Annotated in this window: 23 protein-coding genes; 10 read left to right on the top strand and 13 right to left on the bottom strand. The window is 65.2% G+C overall.

The features are described from left to right. Positions 1-52: 52 nt before the first annotated feature. The 4 genes from CKO23_RS00820 to CKO23_RS00805 all read right to left on the bottom strand — a co-directional run bounded on the left by CKO23_RS00820 (position 53) and on the right by CKO23_RS00805 (position 4,181). Positions 53-1,531 (bottom strand): metallophosphoesterase, encoded by a 1,479-nt coding sequence (locus CKO23_RS00820; RefSeq protein ID WP_200327838.1) that lies wholly within the window; start codon positions 1,529-1,531, stop codon positions 53-55. After that, on the bottom strand, positions 1,503-2,150 hold the full coding sequence (locus tag CKO23_RS00815; RefSeq protein WP_200327837.1) for an ATP-binding protein: 648 nt from the start codon (positions 2,148-2,150) through the stop codon (positions 1,503-1,505). The genes CKO23_RS00820 and CKO23_RS00815 overlap by 29 nt, the downstream gene beginning before the upstream one ends. Positions 2,151-2,173: 23 nt before the next feature. Beyond that, complete coding sequence (locus CKO23_RS00810; RefSeq protein ID WP_200327836.1) at positions 2,174-3,439, bottom strand: inorganic phosphate transporter; 1,266 nt, start codon at positions 3,437-3,439, stop codon at positions 2,174-2,176. Positions 3,440-3,500: 61 nt separating this feature from the next. Then, positions 3,501-4,181 carry a TIGR00153 family protein gene (locus CKO23_RS00805; protein ID WP_200327835.1) on the bottom strand — a complete coding sequence of 227 codons (681 nt, stop codon included), beginning with the start codon at positions 4,179-4,181 and terminating at the stop codon, positions 3,501-3,503. A gap of 190 nt (positions 4,182-4,371) precedes the next feature. On the opposite strand from CKO23_RS00805, the gene CKO23_RS00800 reads away from it, so the two are divergent. Next, positions 4,372-5,730 carry a hypothetical protein gene (locus CKO23_RS00800; RefSeq protein WP_200327834.1) on the top strand — a complete coding sequence of 453 codons (1,359 nt, stop codon included), beginning with the start codon at positions 4,372-4,374 and terminating at the stop codon, positions 5,728-5,730. 51 nt (positions 5,731-5,781) lie between these two features. On the opposite strand, the gene CKO23_RS00795 is transcribed toward CKO23_RS00800, so the two are convergent. Continuing rightward, positions 5,782-7,926: an EAL domain-containing protein gene (locus CKO23_RS00795; RefSeq protein ID WP_200327833.1), complete on the bottom strand. Its 2,145-nt coding sequence runs from the start codon at positions 7,924-7,926 to the stop codon at positions 5,782-5,784. Positions 7,927-7,929: 3 nt separating this feature from the next. Further along, the gene (locus tag CKO23_RS00790) at positions 7,930-8,841 is read right to left on the bottom strand and encodes a phosphate/phosphite/phosphonate ABC transporter substrate-binding protein (protein ID WP_200327832.1); all 912 of its coding nucleotides are present in this window, start codon (positions 8,839-8,841) and stop codon (positions 7,930-7,932) included. Positions 8,842-9,244: 403 nt separating this feature from the next. On the opposite strand from CKO23_RS00790, the gene CKO23_RS00785 reads away from it, so the two are divergent. Beyond that, on the top strand, positions 9,245-9,853 hold the full coding sequence (locus tag CKO23_RS00785; RefSeq protein ID WP_200327831.1) for a hypothetical protein: 609 nt from the start codon (positions 9,245-9,247) through the stop codon (positions 9,851-9,853). A 118-nt stretch (positions 9,854-9,971) separates the two neighbouring features. Here CKO23_RS00785 and CKO23_RS00780 read toward each other — a convergent pair whose 3' ends face one another. Then, a complete protein-coding gene (locus CKO23_RS00780; protein ID WP_242482131.1) occupies positions 9,972-10,436 on the bottom strand; it encodes a hypothetical protein in 465 nt (154 codons plus the stop codon). A 14-nt stretch (positions 10,437-10,450) separates the two neighbouring features. Next, positions 10,451-11,164, bottom strand: coding sequence for an SDR family NAD(P)-dependent oxidoreductase (locus CKO23_RS00775; protein ID WP_200327830.1), 714 nt, complete (start codon positions 11,162-11,164; stop codon positions 10,451-10,453). Positions 11,165-11,502: 338 nt separating this feature from the next. Between CKO23_RS00775 and lapB the strand changes: the two genes are divergently transcribed. From lapB to galU, 3 genes are read left to right on the top strand one after another with little or no spacing between them, the layout of a single operon-like run. Next, on the top strand, positions 11,503-12,702 hold the full coding sequence (gene lapB, locus CKO23_RS00770) for a lipopolysaccharide assembly protein LapB (RefSeq protein WP_200327829.1): 1,200 nt from the start codon (positions 11,503-11,505) through the stop codon (positions 12,700-12,702). A gap of 40 nt (positions 12,703-12,742) precedes the next feature. Beyond that, a complete protein-coding gene (pyrF, locus tag CKO23_RS00765) occupies positions 12,743-13,444 on the top strand; it encodes an orotidine-5'-phosphate decarboxylase (RefSeq protein WP_200327828.1) in 702 nt (233 codons plus the stop codon). A 50-nt stretch (positions 13,445-13,494) separates the two neighbouring features. Beyond that, on the top strand, positions 13,495-14,376 hold the full coding sequence (gene galU / locus CKO23_RS00760) for a UTP--glucose-1-phosphate uridylyltransferase GalU (protein ID WP_200327827.1): 882 nt from the start codon (positions 13,495-13,497) through the stop codon (positions 14,374-14,376). Positions 14,377-14,564: 188 nt separating this feature from the next. On the opposite strand, the gene gluQRS is transcribed toward galU, so the two are convergent. Together gluQRS and dksA are read right to left on the bottom strand one after the other, a co-directional pair. After that, entirely contained in the window at positions 14,565-15,497 is a 933-nt protein-coding gene (gene gluQRS / locus CKO23_RS00755) for a tRNA glutamyl-Q(34) synthetase GluQRS (RefSeq protein WP_200327826.1), read from the bottom strand. A 26-nt stretch (positions 15,498-15,523) separates the two neighbouring features. Continuing rightward, positions 15,524-15,958 carry an RNA polymerase-binding protein DksA gene (gene dksA, locus CKO23_RS00750; RefSeq protein ID WP_200327825.1) on the bottom strand — a complete coding sequence of 145 codons (435 nt, stop codon included), beginning with the start codon at positions 15,956-15,958 and terminating at the stop codon, positions 15,524-15,526. 209 nt (positions 15,959-16,167) lie between these two features. Here dksA and CKO23_RS00745 point away from each other — a divergent pair, with 209 nt between their 5' ends. The 5 genes from CKO23_RS00745 (at position 16,168) to CKO23_RS00725 (ending at position 20,799) form a co-directional block, all read left to right on the top strand. Next, entirely contained in the window at positions 16,168-16,956 is a 789-nt protein-coding gene (locus tag CKO23_RS00745; protein WP_200327824.1) for an HAD family hydrolase, read from the top strand. Further along, positions 16,956-18,143, top strand: coding sequence for an aminotransferase class I/II-fold pyridoxal phosphate-dependent enzyme (locus CKO23_RS00740; protein ID WP_200327823.1), 1,188 nt, complete (start codon positions 16,956-16,958; stop codon positions 18,141-18,143). Before CKO23_RS00745 ends, CKO23_RS00740 begins: the two co-directional genes overlap by 1 nt. A gap of 230 nt (positions 18,144-18,373) precedes the next feature. Further along, complete coding sequence (zapE, locus tag CKO23_RS00735; protein ID WP_200327822.1) at positions 18,374-19,441, top strand: cell division protein ZapE; 1,068 nt, start codon at positions 18,374-18,376, stop codon at positions 19,439-19,441. A gap of 148 nt (positions 19,442-19,589) precedes the next feature. Beyond that, the gene (ubiG, locus tag CKO23_RS00730) at positions 19,590-20,342 is read left to right on the top strand and encodes a bifunctional 2-polyprenyl-6-hydroxyphenol methylase/3-demethylubiquinol 3-O-methyltransferase UbiG (protein ID WP_200327821.1); all 753 of its coding nucleotides are present in this window, start codon (positions 19,590-19,592) and stop codon (positions 20,340-20,342) included. A gap of 274 nt (positions 20,343-20,616) precedes the next feature. Further along, on the top strand, positions 20,617-20,799 hold the full coding sequence (locus tag CKO23_RS00725) for a hypothetical protein (RefSeq protein ID WP_200327820.1): 183 nt from the start codon (positions 20,617-20,619) through the stop codon (positions 20,797-20,799). A gap of 13 nt (positions 20,800-20,812) precedes the next feature. Here CKO23_RS00725 and CKO23_RS00720 read toward each other — a convergent pair whose 3' ends face one another. Genes CKO23_RS00720 through CKO23_RS00710 form a run of 3 tightly spaced genes read right to left on the bottom strand, consistent with a single transcriptional unit; the run spans position 20,813 to position 23,104 of the window. After that, entirely contained in the window at positions 20,813-22,282 is a 1,470-nt protein-coding gene (locus tag CKO23_RS00720; protein ID WP_200327819.1) for a 2Fe-2S iron-sulfur cluster-binding protein, read from the bottom strand. Positions 22,283-22,284: 2 nt separating this feature from the next. Beyond that, positions 22,285-22,779 carry a DUF302 domain-containing protein gene (locus tag CKO23_RS00715; protein ID WP_200327818.1) on the bottom strand — a complete coding sequence of 165 codons (495 nt, stop codon included), beginning with the start codon at positions 22,777-22,779 and terminating at the stop codon, positions 22,285-22,287. A 43-nt stretch (positions 22,780-22,822) separates the two neighbouring features. Beyond that, the gene (locus CKO23_RS00710) at positions 22,823-23,104 is read right to left on the bottom strand and encodes a cupin domain-containing protein (protein WP_200327817.1); all 282 of its coding nucleotides are present in this window, start codon (positions 23,102-23,104) and stop codon (positions 22,823-22,825) included. Positions 23,105-23,208 lie beyond the last annotated feature (104 nt).

Below are 23,208 nucleotides of genomic sequence, written 5' to 3'. Positions count from 1 at the left end.
CCGAGGCATCGGGCCAGGTGCGCGGCGGCCCCGGCGCCTGCATGGCAGGTTCTCAGGCAGGCTCGAGCGCGGCGGCGCGGGCGTAGCGGTTGTAGACGCTCAGCAATGGCTCGACGGGGTAGAGGAGTGGGATCAGCTCTTTGTCGTATCGGGTGATGACGCTCACCCAGTCCGGTGCGGCGCCGTAGAGGACGTGGTGGTGCGGGTTGCCGCCGGCGTCCATCCAGCAGCTTTCGTGATCCGAAAGGGGCGTGTGGCCGACGATGAGGGGAGTGTCGCGCTTGACGCCGAGCCGTTTGCGCATGCGGGCGATGTCGCCGGGGCCGTAGCCGTTGGGGCTGTTGGAGCGCCGCAGGCGGACGTGGGTCAGCTGGTGGGCGAGTTTGGGATGACGGGAGATGTCGCTGAGTGCCTCCCAGGAGAGCTTGCCGGTCGGTGGGCCGGCGTGGCATGCCAGGTAGCCGGCGGATGCGGCAACGTAGGGGAGGTGGTCGTAGAGCTGCTGCATGGCGTCGCGGTAGCTGCGTCCGCGCCGCTCCCGCAGGGCCTGCTCCCAGAGCAGTCCCTGGGGAATGCCGGCCTTGCTGATGTCTTCCGAGAAGCTGTCGTGATTGCCGCGCAGGTAGAAGACGCGCTCGGGGAATCTGAGCTTGAGACGGAAGATGAGGTCCATCATGAGCATGGACGTGTCCATCTGATCTTCCTCGCCCGGGGCATCCGGCTGGGCGGCGTCGCCGAGGAGGACGAGCATCCCGCTGCCGTCCATGAGCGCCTCCAGGAAGCCGTTCTGGGTGAGGACGACCAGGAGGTTGTCGATGCGGGCGTGGAGATCCCCGACGAAGATGGGGCAGGGCCGCTCGGGCAGGGCCAGCAGACCGCTCGGGCGGCCATGGCCGTTCGCGACGCGATAGGGCTCGCGCCGCATGACCTCGATGACCCGCGAGATGAGCGCCAGCGCCTCGGCGCGGTCGATCGGCTCGATCGGGCCGCCGAGCACCTCGTGCAGCCGCTTGAGCTTGGTGTGCCGCCAGCGCGCCATGCGCCCGACCACATCCTCTGCCGTGAGCGGTGCGACGCAGGCGCTGGCGTGCTCGGATTTGCGCTTCAGGGCGAGACCCTTGTGGGAGAGCTTGAGGCGCAGGTGCTGCTCGTCGACCACCTTGGGGTAGCGCAGCAGCAGGCGCTGCTGGGGGTCGCGCCGGCCCAGGGTGATGGAGTCGCCTTGATGAAGGCGCAGGAAGCCGCTGATGTCGGAGAAATAGCGGGTCGGGTCGACGAGCAGGTAGTCGCCCTGGTGCTGCAAATGGCCGTCGGCGTCGAAGCGCAACTCTGGATAGAGATGGAGCCGGTAGCCGTCCTCGCCGCCGAGCAGCAGCTGCAAGGGCAGGGCGGGCGGCGGGATGCGCACCTTCTCGCCGCCTAGGCGCAGGGCGCCGCGCAGGTCGACGTCTTCACAGTTGTCCATGCCCTGGACTGCGTCGCTGAAGCGCTTGAGGAAGCTCTTACGGGAGATGCGTTTCGGTTGCGCCATGGTCTTCGATCCGTTGTGGCGGATCCTCTAGCCGTTCGCGAATGTGAACGATCATACCCTGCCGGTGGAAGTGCAGGGCGACACGGGTATAGAGCGCGATCTGTGCGGCGATCTGGTCGGGATCGATGCGCTCATCGATGGGGTGCGTGCCACGTCTGGCGCGATCCTGGCGATAGCGCACGATGGCGTCCGGCGGCGGCAGGAGGAACTCGAAGGCAAAGCGATTGTGCCAGTCCGCGGACAGCAGGTGACGTTTGACCGGTGGGATGCGGATGCGTGCGGGATCGAGCTCGAGCGAACGCCAGGCTTCGGCCCACTCGTCTCCGAAGAGCGAGAGACCCGCCTTGCGTCCCACGAAGGGAAGTCCGAAATGGACCTCGCGCGGGCGCAAGGCGAGGGATCTCGCCGACCACCAGCCATCCATGGACAGATCGATATAGCCTTCCTCCGGCCAGCCGCCCAGGCGGCGGACCAGGGTGGACTTGCCGGAGCCGGGCGGGCCGGTGACGAGGATTTGGTTGTAGCGGACGTCCTGGGCGACGAGCACGCCGCGCTTGCGCACCAGGGCCTCGACCGGGGCGAGTTGCAGGCTTGAGTCGCCCGCCTTGGGATTGTCCATGGCTCGCCCTGTCGCGCCCCTTCTCAGGAAAAAATGGCCTTGAACAGATAGAAGAAGAGCGCTGCCAAGACGGCCCCCGCAGGCAGGGTGATGACCCAGGACACCACGATGTTGCCGATGACGCGCAGGTCCAGGGCGGCGATGCCGCGCGAGAGTCCCACGCCCATCACGGCGCCGACGGCGATGTGGGTGGTCGAGACCGGCAGCCCTGTCTTAGAGGCCAGCACCACGACGGCGGCCGCCGCCAGTGTCGCCGAGAAGCCGCGCGTGGGCGTCAGCTCCGTGATCTTGGTGCCGATGGTCTGCATGACGCGGTAGCCCATGGTCGCCAGGCCGATGACGATGCCGACGCCGCCCAGCGTGAGGATCCACAGCGGGAGCTGCGCTTTTTGAGCGACCATGCCGCCGGACTGAACCACCGAGACCACGGCGGCGAGCGGCCCGATGCCGTTGGCGACGTCGTTGGAACCATGGGCGAAGGCCATCGCGCAGGCGGTGAAGATCATCATGGGCGTGAAGGTCTTCTCGACGCTTGCATAATGGAAGACGCGATCCGCCCGCTCGTCCATCTGCACGCGATCGATCAGGAACTTGCCGATCAGCGCCGTGACGATGCCGATCAGGGTCGCCAGGCCGAAGCTCTCCAGGCTGGTGAGATGGAAATCGAGGTGCTTGAGGCCTTTGAAGAGGGTCACCAGACTGACGATCCAGCCGACCAGGAAGACGTAGATCGGTCCCCAGCGCTTGGCCTGCCGAAAGGGGTTCTCGGCGTCGAGGATGAGACGGCGAATGCTGAGCATGATCAAGAGGGCCGCGACGCCGCCGAGGACCGGCGAGACGACCCAGCTTGCGACGATCTGACCGATTGTGCCCCAGTGGACGGAGTCGATACCGATGCCGGCGATGGCGAAGCCGACGATGGCGCCAACGATGGAGTGGGTCGTGGAGACCGGCCAGCCGCGCGCCGAGGCGAGCATCAGCCAGATGCCGGCCGCCAGCAGGGCCGCCAGCATGCCGTAGACCATGAGCTCCGGCTGGTCGACCATGGCCGCGGAGTCGATGATGCCGCTGCGAATGGTCGAGGTGACATTACCGCCGGCGATGAAGGCCCCGGCGAATTCGCAGATGGCGGCGATGAGGATGGCTTGTTTGACCGTGATGGCACCCGAGCCGACGGAGGTGCCCATGGCGTTGGCGACGTCGTTGGCACCGATGCCCCAGGTCATGAAGAAGCCGAACAGGATCGCGAGGATCAGGAAAACGGATCCCCATTCGTTGATGATTTCCAAGGTGACTCCAAAGATGGGTGGTTCTGGGGAGGGCAGTTGTTCGTGATGGTGACCGGGCGCCTCAGCGCGCGATGAGCAGCAGCAGGTGGTCGCCCACCTTTTCGGCTCTGTCGGCGAGCTTCCCGAGCCAGCGCACGATCTGGTAGAGCAGCATGACGCTGACCGGATCGAGCTGGTTCTCCAGCCCGAACAGGGTGCGGGCGAGCGCCATGCCGAGCGTATCGGTCTCCTGTCCCAGCCGCTCCAGCGCTGGGATCATGCCTTCGACGCGGGCGGCCTCGCGGCCGCGGAATCCGGTTTCCACCAGCTCGTCGAGCTCGTCGATGATGGTCGTCGCCTGGCGGCAGGCCGCGGTGCAGTGCTCGGCCATGGCCTTGAGATCTGGCTGCATCGCTGCTGGGATCTGGATGCGGCGCTGGACCAGGAGTCCGGCGATGTCTTGCGCCGCGCTCGCGACGCGGTCCTGGCGCTTGAGCAGATCGAGCAGATCACGGCGGTCGACCGGCATGAAGAGGCTGCGCGGCAGGTGCAGGCGGATCTGGCCCTTGATGTCGTCCGCGCGTTCTTCCTGCGCGAAGATGGCGGCCTGGAGCTGCTCCAGCCGCGCTGTGTCGCCAGCGATGGCGGCCTCGATCAGGGCCGGGATCTGCGCGACGCAGTCCTGCACCAGGTGCATGTGCTCCTGCATCGGCTTGAATGGCGAGCGGCCGAAGAGGGCGGCGATGGGGTTGGTGGATTTCATTCGGCAATGGCCTCTTTGACGGAACGGATCGGCGTGGCGCAACCTTGTCATGGTCTTGGCTGGGCGGGCGCGGATGCCGCCAGCGGCCGCGTCGAGCGTCTCTTCGCGTCGGCTCCGCGGGCCGGGATCGGCTGCGTGATAGTGTGTCAAAAAACGGTCATGGAAGCGTCATCTTTTCGGGGGTATCGCAATGAGACATTGGGCGAGTCGGTTGCGCATCGGTGAGAAGATCGCACTGGGGTTCGGGGTGGTCGTGGTCATCTTTCTCGGCGTGATTTGGCACGATCATCGGGGCCTGCAGCGCGTCCTGGCGGACTACCGGGCGCTCATGGAGGTCGATGGCGCACGTCAGTCCCATGCCTTTGCCATCGAGAGCCGCCTCAACGCCATGCGCGGCGCCGAGGAGCGTTTTCTGAGCACCCGTGAGCCGGCCCTGGCGCAGGCGGCACTGCGCCAGGGCGAGGCGCTGCTGGCGGCGCTCGACGGGCTGGCGCGGATCGACGCGGCGTCGGCGGCGAGCGCCGCCGAGCTGGAAGGGCTGGCACGGGCGTTTCTGGAGCGCTTCGGTGAGATCGAGCAGGCCTGGCGGACCCGTGGCCTGACGGAGAACCAGGGACTCCAGGGTGCCTTTCGCGACGCCGCCCATGAGGTGGAGGCGCGTGTCGTCCAGCAGATCCCCGCTCTGCAGACCCAGGTGCTGCAGCTGCGCCGGCGGGAGAAGGATTATCTGCTGCGCGGCGACGCCGAATACGTCTCCATGGTGGAGGCCATCGCGCTGGTCCTACGCGGCGAGATCTCCGCGAGTGCCCTGGGTGCGGATGAGCAGCGCGCCCTAGTGCGGCTCGTCGCGGACTATGAGCGCGACTTTCATGCCCTGGTCGAGCAGGATCGACGGATTGCCGCGCTCACGGCGGCCATGGATGAGGCCGCCGAGCGCATCACGCCGCTGGTTGAAGGCCATCTCGAGCAGGCGAGCCGTCGGCTGGCCGAGATGCGCGAGCGCATTGCCGAGTCCTCGCGCGCCCAGGCGCGGCGCAACCTCCTCATCGCCGCGCTGGCGACCTCCTTGGGCGCGCTCTTCGCGACGCTGCTCACGGTGCGCATCGTGCGTCCGGTCCGGGAGATGGCCGGTCTTCTGGATCAGCTCACCCACGAGAGCCCGCGCGAGCGCATCCCGACGGTCGCGGATCCGCGCGACGAGGTGATGGCGATGGCCATCTCGCTGAACACCCTCGCGGACCACAAGGCGACCTTTGACCACTGGTGGCGCAACGCCATGCGCGAGGCGCTTGCGCTGCGCGATCATCACGCGTCGAACGATGCGCTGGAGCGCGAGGAGGCCGTTATCGAGTTGAGAGCGGCCGTTGCGGCTCAGCTCGCGCAGCTGCACGCGCTGCGCGGTCAAATCGAGGCGCACAGCGCGGTCGTCCAGCGAATCGCCACGCGGATCGAGCACCCGCATCCCAGCGTGACGCGAGAGGATGGCACTGCATTGCGGCACGCCGCCGAGCGGATCCGCGACCTCTTGACCGTGCTGGATGCCTGTTGAGGCCAGCGTCCGCAGGTCGTTGCGCGGGCAGGGGCATTTCCGAAATCCGCCTTAGACGACGAATTGCTTCGGCTCGGTCAGAAGATGGGCCGGCCACTCCGCGGCCCTGTGCGCGTAGGTGCTCGCCCAATCCTCGAGCTGCTCGCGTGGGAGCGGCGCACTGATGAAGAAGCCTTGGAGCAGGTCGCAGTCTTGCGTATCGAGCGCCGCCCATTGGTCTCGCGTCTCGACACCCTGTGCGGCTGTTTCGATGCCCAGTTGTCGCGCCAGGGCGATCAGCGCCGAGGTGATGAGGGCGCTGTCGTCGTTGGTTGCGATGTCTTGGATCAGGCTGCGGTCGATCTTCAGCGCGTCCACGCAGAGTCTGTGCAGGGAGGCGAGCGAGGAGTAACCGGTGCCGAAGTTGTCGATGGTGAGTCGCACGCCGAGCTGTTGCAGACGGGTGGCGGCCGCGTGGCTGCGTTCGCCATCGAGCAGGCTGTTTTCGGTGATCTCGATCTCCAGTGCGTCGGGGGGCAGACCCGTCTGCGCGAGTGCGCCCTGGATGCTCGCGGCCAGGTCGGCCTGAGCCAGTTGCTGGCTGGAGAGATTGATGGCCAGGCGCAGACCGGGCAAGCGTCCGCCACGCCACTCGGCCAGGGTGCGGCAGCCTTGGCTCAGGATCCAGTGTGTCATCTGTGTGATGAGGCCGGTGTCTTCGAGGAGCGGGATGAGCTCGCCGGGTTGGATGAGTTCGTGCGGATTGCGCCACCTCAGCAGGGCCTCGACCCCGATCAGTCGGCCGGACTTGCAATGGATCTGCGGTTGGTAGTGCAGCTCGAACTCCTCTGCCTCGATGGCCTGGCTCAGGCGCTGCTCTAGGCTGATGCGGTCAGGCGCGTTCAGGTCCATGTCGGGCGTAAAGAGGCAGTAGGCGTTCTTGCCGCGGCGCTTGGCCTCATACATGGCACTGTCGGCATTGTGGAGCAGTGCGTCCGCGCTCGTGCCGTCCTGGGGGTAGAGGGTGATGCCGATGCTGGCCGATAGGTGCAGGCGGTGATCCTGGATGCGGTAGGGGGTGACCAGGGTGGCGAGGAGCTTGTCCGCGAGACCCTCGACGTCCAGGGGGCCATGAATGCCCTCGGCGACCACGGTGAACTCATCGCCACCCAGTCGGGCCACGGTGTCACTGGCGCGGACGGTCTCGCGCAGGCGGTCCGCGACGCGCTTGAGCACTTCGTCACCAAGCGAGTGCCCGAGGGAGTCGTTGATGGCCTTGAAGCCGTCCAGGTCGAGAAACAGCAGTCCGACGTGGTGACCACTGCGGTCCGCGGCATGCAAGGCATGGCGGAGGCGGTCTTGGAAGAGATGGCGGTTCGGCAGTCCGGTCAGGCTGTCATAGTTGGCGAGATGGCGCATGCGGCGCTGGCTGACCTTGAGCTCCTTGGCCATGGTGTTGAGGGCCTGGGCCAGGTGACCGAGTTCATCGTCGCTGCGTACCCGCAGGCTGATGTCGAGGTTGCCGCTGGCGCAGGATTCCGCCGCGGCGACCATGTCCGAAATGGGCTCGCTCACCGCGCGCGAGAGTCGCCAGACGAGGATGGCGGCGATGAACGCCATGAGCAGAAAGGTGAAGGCGGCGCCCAGCAGCATGGCGAGACCCGTGCTCTCCCATTGTGCGGTGACCTGTTCGTCCAGCATCCTCAGCGAGGCTTGGAGTGCCGCGTTCGAGAGGGTGACGACCGCATAGCCGGCAATGCGGTCGTCGACCCCGATGGTGAAGATCAGCGCGTTCATCTCTGGACCGCTTTCCAGGATGGGCTGCTGTGGCAGGGGCTCCTGCGGGAGGTTGAGCGGCTGCCCATAGCGTCGATTCGCGGGACTGCCGTCGGTGAGGATGCGCTTTTGCTGGTCGGCGATGATGAAGGATTGAATGGGCAGCCATTCCTTGACCTGATCGATCTCCTTGTTGAGTGCCGAGATGTCGACCTGGAACAGGGAGGGTAAGAGATGCTCGCTCAGGTAGCCGGCGCTGTTGAGCAGGACGTTCTTCGCGTTGAGCGTCTGGGTCTCTTCGAAGGTGCTCTGCAGGCGCGGGCGCAGCTCCCTGACCATGCTGTAGCCGAGCCAAGCCGTCAGGCCCAGCATGAAGATCATGAGCCCGGCGATCAGCAGGGTGAAATTGAAGGCCAGACGGGCCCGGATGGTGCGCAACATCGGCTAGTCGTCGAGGCGGGAGATCATGGCGCGCCATGCCTTGAGCTGGGCCTGATCCGCCGCCGTCAGGACCTCGATCCGGGAGATCTCATAGGCGTCTTGAAGCGCCGCCTTCCCGCGCGGATCCTCGTGCATCTTGACCAAGGCCGCTTGTACGTGCTCACGCGTGCTCGGGTTCAGGCGTGAGTGGAACGAGCAGAGATATCTGAGCACTGGGGGCGTGGTGTGGAAGACCCGCAGATCCTTGCGAACCGACTGGGGTGTGCGCTCCCAGTCGCCGTCGTTGAAGGCACCGGCATCCGTGATGCCGCGTTGCACCCAATAGGCCTGGTTGAGTTCGGAGCCGGCGAAGCGATAGGCGACCGCGTCCGCCGCGACCGCTGTCTCTGCCGGCCGGAGTCGCATGCCGAGGTGCTCAATGCTCAACTTGGGTATGAAGAAGGCCGAGGTCGAGCGCGGCGACTCGAAGGCAATGGAGCGCCCCGTCAGGTCTTCAAGGCGACGAATGGGGCTGTCCGTGCGGGCGAAGAAGTGCGTTCTGTAGGCACGCTGACCCTTGCGCCAGGCCAGCAGCGCTGGTTCGATGGCACCTGTTTTGTGCTCCAGCGTCAAGGTGGTGCTCAGGCTCTCCATGAGGGCGTCGACCCGTCCCTGCTCGATCCAGTGCTGCATTTCATCCAGGTCCGTCGCGACAGCGACTTCAGCGACGTCAATGTGGCTATCCTTCAGCCAATCCTGTAAATACTGCCGCATACTCCGATACCGTCTGAGCATGAGGCCGGGAGCCTGAGGCTGCTCACTGATGACGCCGAGACGAAAGACCTCGGCCGCTTCCGCGCCCCGCGTGGGCGCCGAGCAGAGGAGGGCGACAGCGAGGATAGCAGGCAGAGTCTGTCTGAGTCGGAGTGCCGGCATCCAGTGGCTCGTGCGTCTTTGGGGATTGCCCAGGGGCATGAAAGCGTCGCGCGTTAGTGTATCCCAGGAGCCGGATGCCGTGTGGGACGCAGCCTTGCATCCGACCGCCTGGCCTACTCGACGGCACCACCAGGCGATGAGCGGCGACCCTTGCGGGGGCGATGTCCGCGCGCATGGGCGCTTGCCGCTCGCCCGGTCAGTGAGGCTATGATCTGTGATCCAGGTTTCGATGCGGGTCGGCATGAAGCTGGCGGCCGCCCGTTGGTTCTCGGTCAGCGACCGGTGCCCGCGCCGAACGGTCGGGCTCGAAGGGTTGGGAAGCCGTCTGTGCTTGCTCTGTTCAACGCAGAACAGACTCATGTTCAACACAGACTCATGTTCAACACAGACTCAGGAGTTTCGAATGCGCGCTATTGCATGTGCGGTCACAGCGTTGACGTTGATGGTCGGATCCTCGGTGTCCATGGCGGCGCCGGAGTGGTACGTCGGTTATTCATTCATCTATGGCGAGACCGGGAGCTATTGCTCCTTCATGCGGTTTCGTGCCGACTCATACAGCGTCGAGCAGGCCGATGTCCTCTACAACCATTTAGCGGACCAGCTCGTCGAGCACGCGAATCCCGGCTCGACCTTTGCTCATACCCTGCCGTCCGCCGCCTTGGCCAAGGGGGAATCGGGTGAGCAGAAGGCCGGCGAGTTCCTGTCCAAGGGCGTCGGCGCCTGCACGGTCGCGGACAAACTGGTCGATGGCATGCTGTTCATCAGCAGCTTCGCGTGCGACTACCAGAATCAGCCGCAGATGTGCACCAGGCTCTATGCGGATACCGGAAGCAAGGACTCGACCGCCTTTGGTATCAGTCGGGGGCCGACGGGCATCGGCGGGATGTTCGTGAGACGCCCTGTGTGGGATGCCTCCACCGGTTTGATCTACGGCGGACGGACGTCGCCGACCTTCGCCGTCGACTCGGTGCTCAACTACGCGGCCTCTGGGCTGGAGATCTTTCGGGAGTGACTGGCGTGTTGACCCGCGGTGTCGCGGATGTGCGCGATGAGGCGCGCCGGCGAATGCGGTGCGTCAATGCGCACCGCGCAGAGCTGGCGTCTCTCCCAGGGTAGGACCCGCCGCGACCTCAGGGCAGGGCTCGAATGGCGTCGAGCTTTTCCTGATAGCGTTCGCGCAGCTGCTCGGGAAGCCCCGCATCCTTCGCCCCCTGACAGCCCCCGATATCGCGTAGGCGCACGAGGAAGTCGGCTTCGAGTCGCTGTTGCGCGCGTCGGTAGCTGTGCTCGGGAAAGAGGTCGTCCAGCACCGAGAGGACGGTCGTGCGCAGCTTCCCGACCATGGCCTTGTTCAGATTGTCCGTGCCGCGGCCGGAAACATCGCCTCGGCAGCGCGTGTTGTAGAGGTCCATGTCTGCGGCCGCTTCGACCGCGTCGACCAAGAGCTGCTTGGTCTCCGTGTCGAGCGTGACCGCCCGCGCGGATCCCCAGGATAGGCCCGCGAGCAGCAGGAGGGCGGCCAGTGCGCGGCAGAGTGCCTCTGAGCGGCCGGGCGAGGTAGGTCGGCAAAGCGGGTTGGATTTGGCTCTTGGCATGACGACTCTTGGATTCAAGAACGACCGTAGACAGGAATTGCCGCGCCGGTGATGCCGCGCGCCGCGCCTGAGGCCAGGAAGACGATGACGTCCGCCAGTGCCTCTAGCGCAACCCAGGCCGAATGGTCCTGGTCGGGCATGCCGCTGCGGTTCTGTGGTGTGTCGAGGGTACCGGGCAGGACGCAGTTCACCGTGATCCCCCGATCCTTGAGCTCTTCCGAAAGACTCTCCGTCAAGGTGATGATGGCCGACTTGGAGACGCAATAAGGCGCCATCCGAGCCGCGCCATGCGTCGCCGCGCGTGCTGATACGTTGATGATGCGCCCCTGGCCGCAGTCGATGAGGGCAGGCACCGCGGCGCGGGTGCAGTTCAGGGCCGTGCGCAGGTTGAGAGCCAGCATGGAATCCCAATCCTCGTCCGAGGTCTGGTGGACCTCGGCACCCATGCTGAAGCCGCCGGCGATGTTTGCCAAGACATGGATGTGGCCGAAGGTGCTGCGAATCTGCTCGATGACGTCCTTGACCTGCGTCGAATCGAGCAGATCGGCGGCAAAGGGGCTCGCGGCGGTCCCCGCCGGAAGGGCCTGCTGCGCAGTGGCGAGAGAGGCCGCGTCGCGGTCGACGAGCGCGAGTGTCGCGCCTTGCCGCGCACAGGCCAGGGCGGTCGCGCGGCCAAGGTTTCCGGCGGCGCCTGTGATGATGACGGTCTTGCCCGCAAGGTCATGCATGCGATCGGCTCCCGAGTGTTTCTGGGTGGATGATGGGTGCTACCCCCATGACGTGCTCTCTGACAGTAGGGGTTTTCGAGGCGATGGACAAACCCCAATCGCCGAAACAGCCGAAGCCGCCTCGACCATGCGTGGCGGCCAGCTTGCCTGTATGATCTGCCGCGTGAGAACAGATTTGTTGATGCCGTGCCGCCCTTGTCCACTCGTCTTACCAGCTTGCGTGGCTCGGTTCGATGCAACGCCGTGCCTGAAAGGTTGGGGAAATGCCGTCGACCGATTGCGGATGCCGTGTTCTTCAAGACCGCTGAGGTGTGTTCCGTGACGGGTCTCTCGGCCAGATGATCGAAGTGCTCTTCCTTCTCCTGCCCGTCGCGGCGGCGTCGGGCTGGTGGCTCGCGCGCCGCGAGATGCGCTCCAGAATCGACGGTGTGACGCCAACGCACCCGGATTTCCTGCGCGGGCTGAATTATCTCCTCGAGGAGCAGCCGGACAAGGCGATCGACACCTTCCTCAAGCTCGCGGAGGTGGACGGCGAGACGGCTGAAACGCATCTGGCGCTCGGCAGTCTGTTCCGTCGCCGCGGCGAGGTCGATCGTGCCATCCGCATCCACCAGAACCTCGTCGAGCGGCGCAACCTCAGTCCGGACCTGCGCGGTTTCGCCCTCTTCGAGCTAGGGCAGGACTTCATGCGCGCCGGCCTGCTCGATCGCGCCGAGGGGCTCTTCAGCGAGCTGGTCGAGCTGGGCCTGCACCGCCAGCGTGCCCTGCAAGCGCTGCGCGACATCTACCAGCAAGAGCGTGACTGGACCAAGTGTCTTGAGGTCGCCGAGCAGCTCAAGCCCTTCGCCGAGCATTCCATGACGGTCGAGATCGCGCAGTACCACTGCGAGCTGGCGGAAGACGCCCGGCGCAAGGGCGACAGCGCGGCGGCGCACCTCCAACTGCGTCTGGCTCAAGAGGCGGACGCGCGCTGCGTGCGCGCCGTCATGCTCGAGGGCTATATGGCGCTCGAGGCGCGTGATCCGCAGCGTGCGATCAGGCTCTTTCGGCGCGTCGCCGATCGCGGCGCGGCTCACATCCCGGAGATCCTGCCGGCCTTGATCGAGTCCATGCGTCAGTTAGGCGACAGCGATATTCTCGGGCAGTTGGAAACGCTTGCATGCCATCATCCGAGCCCGCCGCTGGTCCTCAATTTGAGCGAGCTCGTCGCGCGCAGTCGCGGCGTCGAGGCCGCCTTGGACCTCCTCGCCGACTATCTTGAGCGTTACGCGGATCTGGCGGCCTTGGAGCGTTTGCTCGACCTGCAGGCCCGGCAGCTGGCGGACGGGGCCTCCGTGCAGCGCCGCCTGCGCGTGGCCCACGCGGTTGCCCATCAGCTCTTGATGCGTCAGCCGGTGTATCAATGCGAAAAATGCGGCTTTCAGGCCCGGACCCTGCACTGGCATTGCCCGAGCTGCAAATGCTGGGGGACCGTCGCCCCCGTGCTGCCCGAGCCCATCCCGGTCGAGCCGGAGCCGTTCAAACCCGAGCCTTTCTGAGTTCCGTCGCGACCCCATTTCAAGGAGCCGATTCGAGCCTGTGTCTGATTCCAAACGCATCATCGTCGCGCTCGACTATGCCGCCGAGGCACCTGCCTTGGCGCTCGTCGAGCAGCTGGATCCGAGTCGCTGCCGTTTGAAGGTGGGTAAGGAGCTCTTCACCAGGCTTGGCCCCAGTTTCGTGCGGGCGCTGCAAACACGCGGCTTCGACGTCTTCCTGGACCTCAAATTTCACGACATCCCGAATACGGTTGCGGCGGCCTGCGCGGCGGCGGCGGACCTCGGGGTCTGGATGGTGAACGTGCATGCCTCCGGGGGCGCGCGGATGATGGCGGCGGCGCGCGAGCGTCTGAGCCGGATGGAGGCTCCGCCGCTGCTGATTGGCGTGACCGTCCTGACCAGCCTGGATGAGGCCGATCTCGCCGCGGTCGGCTGTCCAGGGAAGCCGCTCGATCGTGTGCTCGCCTTGGCGCGGTTGGGCGGTGAGGCCGGGCTCGATGGTGTCGTCTGCTCGCCGTTGGAGTCCACCGCGGTTCGCGCCGCGTTGGGGCCGGATTTCCGATTGGTGACGCCGGGCGTGCGTCCAGCCGGGGCCGCTGTCGGCGATCAGAAGCGCGTGATGACACCCGCCGAGGCGGTGGCGGCGGGATCTGACTTTCTTGTGATCGGTCGTCCGATCACCGAGGCTGCCGACCCCTGGGCGGCGATGCTCGACATCGATCGCTCCCTGGTCGGCCTTTGAGCTGAATCCTGTTGATCTAAATCTTGTTTTCGGTATTGGAGAGGATAACCATGGCGAAGATCCGTAAAGCGGTATTTCCTGTTGCTGGTCTCGGAACGCGTTTCTTGCCGGCGACCAAGGCGAGCCCCAAGGAGATGCTGCCGATTGTCGACAAACCCCTGATCCAGTATGCCGCGGAAGAGGCGGAGGCTGGCGGCGTCGATCAGTTGGTCTTCATCACGGGCCGCAGCAAACGCTCCATCGAGGACCACTTCGACGTGGCCTACGAGCTGGAGCATGAGTTGGAGGATGCCGGAAAGCACAAGCTCCTGGACATCGTTCGGAATGTCCTGCCGAGCAATGCAAGTTGCATCTATGTCCGCCAATCGGAGGCGCTGGGTCTCGGGCATGCGGTGCTCTGCGCCAAGCCGGTCGTGGGAGACGAGCCTTTCGCGATCCTGCTCGCCGATGACCTCATCCGCACCAGCGGCAAGGGCGTCGTCGAGCAGATGTCCGATGTCTACGAGCGCTATGGCTGCAGTGTCCTGAGCGTCCAGGAGGTGCCCCGCGAGGAGACCAACAAGTACGGTATCGTCCAGGTCGAGAAGGGACCGGACGGCGAGATGCGCGTGGTCTCCATCGTGGAGAAGCCGGCGCCGGCCGACGCACCCTCCAATCTTGCGGTGGTCGGGCGCTATGTGCTGACGCCTAGGATCTTCGAGAAGCTGGAGCAAACGCCGAAGGGCGCGGGCGGTGAGATTCAGTTGACCGATGCCATCTCCGCCTTGCTGGAGGACGAGCCTGTGATCGCCTATCCCTTCGAAGGCAAGCGCTACGATTGCGGCAGCAAGTTGGGTTATCTGGAGGCGACCGTGGAGTTTGGTCTCGCCCATCCGGAGCTGGGCGAGTCCTTCTCGGCCTATCTGCGGAATTTTCAGGCCCTGAACGCCTGAACGCCCGAAGGGCGCAGGCTGAATCCTCCAATCTGACGGCTGCTGTTCGACCAACTCGCCCGCCCGAATGGGCGGGTCCGCCAAGCGGCGGGCATGCGTTCGAGTTCGCAACGCGGACGGTGCCCATGCGCTCTCGAAAACGCCTGGATCAGGCGCGTGACACACGCGCCGCATCCGCCAATCGTCGCTCAGCGATCGACAGGCGCGAGACGCTGAGGGCCGATGCTCATGCGTCGCGGGATCCGCTCGATCCGCCATTCCTCGATTGCCCGTTTCCAGAATGCCGCCGGCGAGCCGGCGCCAGTCACCGGAGGCTGCCCGAGGCATGCCCAGGCCCTGTGCATGGCCGGCAGCGGGTCGCTTGCATCGACTGGCGCGGAGGCCAGCGATTTGCTCAACTTGCGCCCCCGGTCATCCAACACCAGGGGGATGTGCGCGTAGCTGGGCTCGGGGAGCCCCAGGGCGCGCTGAAGGAGGATCTGACGCGGCGTGGAGCCGAGTAGATCGGCGCCACGCACGACGTGCGTGATCTCCTGCCAGGCGTCATCCACCACGACCGCGAGCTGGTAGGCATGGATCCCGTCCGCGCGGCGCAGCACGAAGTCGCCCGTGCTGTCTTCGACCGATTGGGTCTGTTCGCCCTGGATGCGGTCGGTGAAGTGCATGGGCTGTGCCCGCGTTCTGACGCGAATGCTGCGTGCCCGCATGCCCGGCGCGAGGCCCTGGCTGCAGGTCCCCGGGTAGATGGGGCCTTCGGCGCCCATGCGACCCAGTCTGACGATCTCGGCACGGCTGCAGCCGCAGGGATAGGTGAGCCCCTGAGCGTCGAGCGCCTGCAGGGCCGCTGCATAGGCCGGGGCGCGCTCCCGCTGATAGATGACCGGCTCGTCCCACTCGAGTCCGAAGGCGCGCAGGGTGTCGAGAATGCGCTCGGCGGCCCCGGCGACCTCGCGCGGACGATCGAGGTCCTCCATGCGGACGAGCCAGGCGCCGCCGCAGGCGCGCGCGTCGGCAAAGCTCGCCATGGCGGCGAGCAGGGAGCCGAAGTGCAAAGGGCCTGTGGGGGAGGGCGCGAAACGCCCCCGGTAGACGCGGGCGACGGCTGGCGATCGCCCGCCCATCTGGGGTGAGGCAGCTATTGGCGGGTTTAGCCGCGCTGCTTTTCGCGGATCTCGTCCAGCGTCTTGCAGTCGATGCAGAGCGTGGCCGTCGGACGGGCCTCGAGGCGGCGGATGCCGATCTCGACGCCGCAGGCCTCGCAGTAGCCGTAGTCGTGCTCGTCGAGGCGCGTCAGGGCCTCGTCGATCTTTTTGATGAGCTTGCGTTCGCGGTCGCGGGTACGCAGCTCAAGGCTGAATTCAGACTCCTGGGTCGCGCGATCGTTGGGGTCTGGGAAGTTGGTCGCCTCGTCCTGCATGTGATGGACGGTCCGATCCACCTCTTCCATCAGGGATTTCTTCCAGGCAAGCAGGATCTCTCGGAAGTGCTCCTCCTGCTCCGGATTCATGTATTCCTCGTTGCTCCCCACGTCGTAGGGCTCGAACGTGAACGACTCGGCTTCGTGTGCTCTTGCTTCGGCCATTGTTGTCTCCCGAAGGCTCTAATCGTTGGATGCCTGCAGCTCGAATCCGATGTTATCGGTGATCCGTACCGCGAAAACGTGCTTAAGTACCAGATCACAGACCGGGGGGCAACTGTGTAGCACGAAGCAGGGAGGCACGTGCCCCAAGACTCGGTTAACCTTTGCGCCCCTGTTTTCCTGCCGCGCGGGCTGTAACCTGGAGTTCTCTTATGCTCGGATTCAAGGCTTTGATCTTCGATGTGGATGGCACTGTCGCGGACACCGAGCGCGACGGGCATCGGCCGGCCTTCAATGCGGCCTTCGCCGAGGCCGGGCTGGACTGGCATTGGGATCCGCCGCTCTATGGCGAGCTACTGGCCGTCACCGGGGGCAAGGAGCGCATTCGCTTCTTCATGGAGCGGGAAGGCATCCAGCTCGACCTCGAGCAGGACGCCGATGCCTTCATCGCCGATCTGCATCGCCGCAAGACGCGACATTACCTGGCCATGCTGAGCGAGGGGGCGATCCCACTGCGCCCCGGCGTGCTGCGTCTGTGGCGCGAGGCGCGCGAGGCGGGGATCCGGCTCGCCATCGCGACCACCACGACGCCTGAGAACGTCGCCGAGCTGCTGGCGCATGTCGGGGAGCGGGGCCTTGCCGGCTGGTTCGATGTCATCGCCGCCGGCGATGTCGTGCCGGCGAAGAAGCCGGCTCCGGACATCTTCCAGCTGGCCCTGGATCGGCTGGGCCTGGCGCCGAGCGACTGCATCGCCTTCGAGGATTCGGACAACGGCGCCCGCGCGGCCCTGGATGCCGGTCTGAGGGCGCTGGTGATCACCACCAACGCCTATACGGTCGGGCAGGACTTCGGTGATGCACCCTTGATTCTCGATCAGCTCGGCGAGCCTGGTGCCTCGCCGCGGGTCCTGGTCGGAGATCTCGGCGAGAGCGACTGCGTGGACCTGAATGCACTCGATCGGCTGCACCGTCAGGTCAATCGGGGCGCCGAGGCGCTGTGATGAAGGAGAACGAGGTCTCCGCGCTGACGGGCCGCGCGCGGCGCGTTCAGCCCTTTCATGTGATGCGTCTGCTCGGCCGGGCGCACGCACTGGAGGCCGAGGGGCGATCCATCCTGCACCTGGAGATCGGAGAGCCGGACTTCTCCACGCCCGCGCCGATCGTCGAGGCCGGGCGGGCAGCGCTTGCATCCGGGCGGACGCACTACACGGCAGCGGCTGGGTTGCCCGAGCTGCGAGGCGCCATCGCAGACTACTATGGTCATCGCTACGGTCTCGATGTGGCGCCACGGCGGATCCTGGTGACACCAGGCGCCTCGGGCGCCCTGCAGCTCGTGTTCTCCGCACTGCTCGAGCCCGGTGATTCGGTGCTGCTGGGAGATCCCTCGTATCCATGCTACCGGCAGGTCCTCGGGCTCATGGGCTGCAACTGCGTTGCGGTGCCCTTGAGCGCCGAGACGCACTACCGCCTGACGGTGGAAGCGGCGCGCGCGGCCTGGGTGCCGGGGATTCGAGCGGTCGTCGTCGCCTCACCGGCGAATCCCACGGGGTCTGTCCTGAGTCGATCGGAGATCTCGGCGTTGCACGCCTTCTGTCGCTCGCGGGGCGCCGCGCTCATCGTCGATGAGATCTATCAGGGCCTGACCTATGGCATCCCGGATGAAACGGCCTTGTCTGTCGGCTGCCAGGACCTCTATGTCATCAACAGCTTTTCGAAGTATTTCGGGATGACCGGTTGGCGGCTCGGTTGGCTGGTGGGGCCAGAGGATGCGGTGGAGGTCATGGAGCGTCTCGCGCAGAACCTCTTCATCGCCGCGAATACACCGGCGCAGCATGCTGCCTTGGCCGCTTTTGGAGACGACGCCAAGCGCATTCTCGAGGCGCGCCGGGAGTCCTTTCAGCAGCGACGTGACCGCCTCTTTCCCGCCTTGCGCGAGCTTGGCTTCGCGATCCCCCATCGACCGAACGGCGCCTTCTATCTCTACGCGGACCTGCCCGCGCACTGCGGCATGGACTCGATGGCGTTCGCAACGGGCCTGCTCGAAGAGGTCGGCGTCGCCATCACGCCAGGGCACGACTTCGGCGATCATGGCGCGGCGCGTCACGTCCGCTTTGCCTATACCCGTGACCTCGCTCAGCTGGACGAGGCGGTGAGCCGCCTCGGCGCATACCTGGCAGGTGTCGGATGATGCGCCAAAGGGCCGGTTGAGAGGCGACGATGCACGGCGGATCGAGCCCTATTCGAACCCGCCGGGCGAAAGGTTCACGAAGCCTGTATTTATTTTATAAATGACTGATCGTTTGTCATCAGGGTTGAGGTAATGGTATCAATGTGGGCTTCAGCTCAATGCGAGCTTCAGCCCGGCGTGTCGCGTGATCTTGAGCGGCGGCGCCTTCCACTTCGGCTCAGAAAACGCCCGTGTCTACCTTCAAACCCCTCGATGCGGCTCAGCGTCAAGCGAGCGACGCACTTTTTTCACTCCATCAGGAGCTCGCTCAAACCCGGTTCGAGGCGCCGTCGCGCGGCCTCTGGGGCCAGCTCCGAAGCAAGCTCTCCGGGCCAGTTCGGCCGGTGCCTGGTGTCTATCTCTGGGGCGACGTCGGGCGCGGTAAGACCTATCTGATGGATTGGTTCGTCAAGGACCTGGAGCTCCCGGGCAAGCGACGGGTGCACTTCCATCACTTCATGCGCGACATCCACGAGGTCATGGCGCGTCTGCCCAAGCAGCCGGATCCATTGGAGGTCGTGGCAGACCGGCTGCGCGCGGAGGTCCGCGTCCTCTGCCTGGATGAATTTCTGGTCACGGACATCACGGATGCCATGCTGCTGTACGGCCTGCTCCGGGCGCTCTTCTCGCGTGGCATGACCCTGGTGACCACCGCCAATACGCCGCCCGACGCGCTCTACCGCAACGGGCTGCAACGGCAGTCGTTTCTGCCCGCCATCGACTTGCTGAAGCAGCATACGCGGGTCATGGAGCTGGACGGAGGGATCGACTATCGGTTGCGCGCCCTGACGCGGGAGGGCGTCTTCTTTCAGGCGGCTCAGAACGGCGAGCGTCAGCTTGCGGACTACTTCGAGCGGCTCACCGGCGGTCACCAATCGTCCGCGTGTGATATCCGGGTGAACGGTCGCGTCTTTCCGGTCCGTGGGCTGGGGATGGATGTGATCTGGCTCGACTTCGCGACCCTCTGCGCAACCGCCCGGTCGGCATCCGACTATATCGAGATCGCCAGGGAGTACCACACGGTGCTGCTCTCCGGGGTGCCGCCGCTTGGGCCTCGGCAGGAGGCCGCCGCGCGCCGATTCCTGCACCTGGTGGACGAGCTGTACGACCAGCGCGTCAAGCTGGTGCTCTCGGCCGAGACGCCGGTCGAGGATCTCTACCTGGGCGGCCTGCGGGATTTCGCGCATGAGCGCCTGCTGAGCCGGCTGATGGAGATGCAATCGGCCGACTACCTCGCCGCTCCAGTCCCCGACGCCTGACAACGGGGCGCTTGTAAAGCCGCCACTGGCCCTCAAGAAAGAGCGTTCGGGTTGCGCGTGGGTGAGGGGCGCACAGGCATCGAGGTGCTTGGCGCGCACCTCGTCCATGGGTTGGCCGCCCGGTTGAACCACCTTTGGAGGAGTCGCCATGTCCGCCGTTCATCTGACAGCGCCGAGTATCGACCCCGAGGAAGTGGCCTACTTCGAGCGTCTCGCCCACCGCTGGTGGGACACCGAGGGACCCTTCTGGCCGCTGCATCGCCTGAACGCCTTTCGGGTGGACTACATCCGTGAACGCCTGGCGTCCGTTCTGGGGCGCGATCCGGCGCTGGAGCGGCCGTTCGAAGGCGTGAGCGTGCTGGATATCGGCTGTGGCGGAGGCATTCTCAGCGAGTCCATGGCTCGCCTCGGGGCGGCGGTCACCGGCATCGAGATCACCGAGAAGAACGTTAAGGTCGCCCAGCTGCACGCCCAATGGAGCGGGCTGGACATCACCTATCGATTGGCGAGCGTGGATCAACTCGTGCGGGAAGGCGCCTCGTTCGACGTCGTCCTCAACATGGAGGTCATCGAGCACGTCGAGCATCTTGCCGATTTCCTGGCGGATTGCCGACGCCTGGTGCGCCCCGGCGGGCTGATGTTCGTCGCCAGCATCAACCGTACGCCCGCCGCCTGGCTCATTGCGATTGTTGGTGCCGAATACCTGTTGCGCTGGTTACCGCGCGGCACGCACCACTATCGCAAGCTGGTGTCGCCGAGGCAGGCGCGCGAACTGCTCGGTCGCGACTTTCGTCTGCTGCATGAGACGGGCGTTCGCGTGAATCCGCTGAACCGGGCCTTTCACTTCACGCGCTGGCAGGGCGTGAACTACATGCTGCTGTTGCAGCGCAATGAACCCTGACCGATCAGGTCATCACGCCGCATAGGGGGTCATCACGCCGCATAGGGTCATTGCGCCGTATAGAGTGATCGTACTGAGTTGATTCTGTGCCTTCCCGGACATAATCTGACGAGATGACAGGTTCGTAATAACGATAGGCGCTTGACTCGAAGGCGCCGATCGGAGCGACGGGTCATTCGACCGACGCTGTGATCTGGATCACGGCTGCGGGGCTCAAGTCGCCGCTCAGGCGGGCGATATAGGAAGGGCAGGCTTGATTTCGGAGTCAGTCACAATGGAAAAGAGACAAAACGAGTTGGAATCCTGGGTGGCGTCCATGGTGCGAGGCGACCTTGGATATACCTACATCAGATTGTATGCGGACGCCCCGAGCTGGGTGCGGGATTTGGCCGTCAATCGTTTCGGAAAGGGGACGGTGTTCCTGCCGGCAGAGCAGACGCGCCCTCGCGCGGCGTGAGTCGCCGTCGCGGTCAGCTCGCGGTGTGCTCGATCGCGATGCGATTCGGCTCGATGCCGATCCCCAGCAGGGCCGCGCGCAGCGGCTCCACGTCATTCTCCGGCCCCGCGATGTAGAACCGCATCGGCTGGGCCTCGGAGAAATCCGCACGCATCACATCCAAGACATCCGCGGTCTCGTTGCTCAATAAAGGCGTGAAGCTGAAGTTGTCCAGCGCATCCTTGAGCGCGCGGCACCAGCGGCCTTGATGGTGTCCCTCCGGATAAGAGGTCGTCCAGTAGAGTTGAAACGACTCGATCAGATCGATCGAGATCGCGTGCTCGATCAGGCTCTTGATGGGCGCGATCCCGTCTCCGAAGGCCACGAAGACCGCCGGCTCGGGCGAGTCCTCGCGCAGCACGAAGTCACCTCGCGGACCCTCCACGCCGACCATTTGACCCTGGCGCAGATGCTGGAAGACGGCCTGGGAGAAGGCGTCGTCCCCGCGTCTGACCAGGAACCAGAGATGTCGTCCGTTGCAAGGGCAGCTTGCGATCGGCAGCTCTTGCGCGGTGCCGTCCTCCAAGGTCAGGCGTGCCCGTTGACCAGCCATGAAGCGCAGTGTCTGGGTCCGTGGTGTCTGGACGTTCAGCATCACCAGATCCGGTGACAGGCGCTCCATCTTGCGCAGGCTCGCGCGGATCTCCTGGCGGGGCAGGTCCTCGACGGACAGCGCCTCGGCGGCCTCGAGCACCAGGTCGGTGACGGCGGTGTGCGAGCAGGTCAGGATGTAGCCCATGGCCTTCTCACGCTCGCTGATCACATAGTCGTGATCACGCATCTTCCAGGTCTCTCCGCTCATCAGTCGCGCCTTGCAGTTGCCGCAGTTGCCGCTGGAGCAGCCGTAGCTCAGCTTGAGACCGGCGCGCACGGAGGCGTCCAGAATGGTTTCGTTGCCCTCGACGAAGAAGTCGTGTCCGCTGGGAATGAGTTTGACGTTGGCGGCCATGATGCGAAGAAAGGTGTCTCTGGCGTAGAGCTGGGAGTGGGCGCTGGTGGCCGCTTCGGCCGCGAGTCGATCCCGCGCGTCGCGCAGCCAGGCGCTGGCTTCGCGCGCCAGGCCAGACACCTCACTTTCGCGCGCGCCCGCCATGGTGTCGATGCGCTCGCCGATCTGGTCGAGCAGTCGCTTGAGGGACTCGATGTCAGACATCTGGCTGGCCACGGTCTGGCTCAGACCGTGCAGTCGCGACAGCAGCACCTGCGGATCGGGCAATGCGGTCTCCCCGGTCGGCAGTTTGGGTTGCGCATCCGCCTTGATGCGCTCGACGCGCTCCAGCGCGTCATCGTCGCGCAGGCTGATGCTCGGATAGAGCCGGAGCAGATCATTGACGGCTACCGAGCCTTCGAATGTCGCGACATCGCCACGGCGAATCCGCGTCTGAAGCTCGGCACGGGTGATGCCGGCCAGGCGTGCGGCACGCGAGAGGCTCAGGTAGCGCATGGTCAGAGGTCTCCGGTCGCGCCAGCGGTCATGATCTCCATCATGGTATCGCGTACCTTGATGGCAAGCGTCTTGAGTTTGGGGGGCAGGTTGGCCATCTGAATGACCTTGTCGAGATCCAGGGTGATCAACCAGGGTTTGCCGTCCTGATCCTCGATCAAGGTGATTCGGCAGGGGAGATAGGCCGAGAAATCGATGTTTTCCTGGATCATCTGGGCGGCGATGCGCGCATCGCAGAATTGGAAGATCTCGATGCGCTTGGTCTCCACGCCCATGGCCTCCAGCTCTTTGTAGAGCGGCAGGCGCGCGACCATCTTGAAGTTGAGTGCATTGGCGCGGAGCATCATGGAGTCCGCGGCATCGTCCATGTCGACGCCTTCGGCCAGCGGCATCTTGACGACGGTATCGGCGATGCTCATGCCCTCGGCCTTGACCAGCGTGGTCAGGATCAGCAGGGGTACGAGCGTGAGCAACGGCAGCCAGATTCTCGTTTTCATCGTCATGGTTCTCATCCTCTGTCCTCAGTCGAATCGGTGGTTTCTAGTCGAATCGATAATGCTTTTCGACGGCTTCGGTGACCTCCCAGGTACAGGACAGTCCGGCCGGGAAGCGAATGAGGTCGCCCCGGCGAAAGGACTGTGGTTCGCCGCCCTCCGGCGTGACGGTGAACCGGCCACGCAAAACGTAGCAGGTTTCCGCTTGGTCGTATCGCCACGGGAAGGTCGATGGCTCTTTCTTCCAGATCGCCCAGTCCTCGACGCCCAGGACGTCCAACTTGGCGGGCGATGGTTTGTGCTCGCAACGGATCTCCAGATCACTCATCTGCGGTAGGCTCCAGCAAGGTTAGGCTCTAGCACTGTTCCAGTGTCCGCTATTCTGCGGGTGTCGGCCGGTCATTTCCATGCGCGGCATTGTTTGATGACGCC

The organism is Thiocystis violacea, from assembly GCF_016583565.1.
Classification (GTDB): Bacteria; Pseudomonadota; Gammaproteobacteria; order Chromatiales; family Chromatiaceae; genus Thiorhodococcus; species Thiorhodococcus violaceus_A.
The sequence above is the reverse complement of the archived record's forward strand: the minus strand, read 5'-3'. Positions and strand labels throughout refer to the sequence as shown.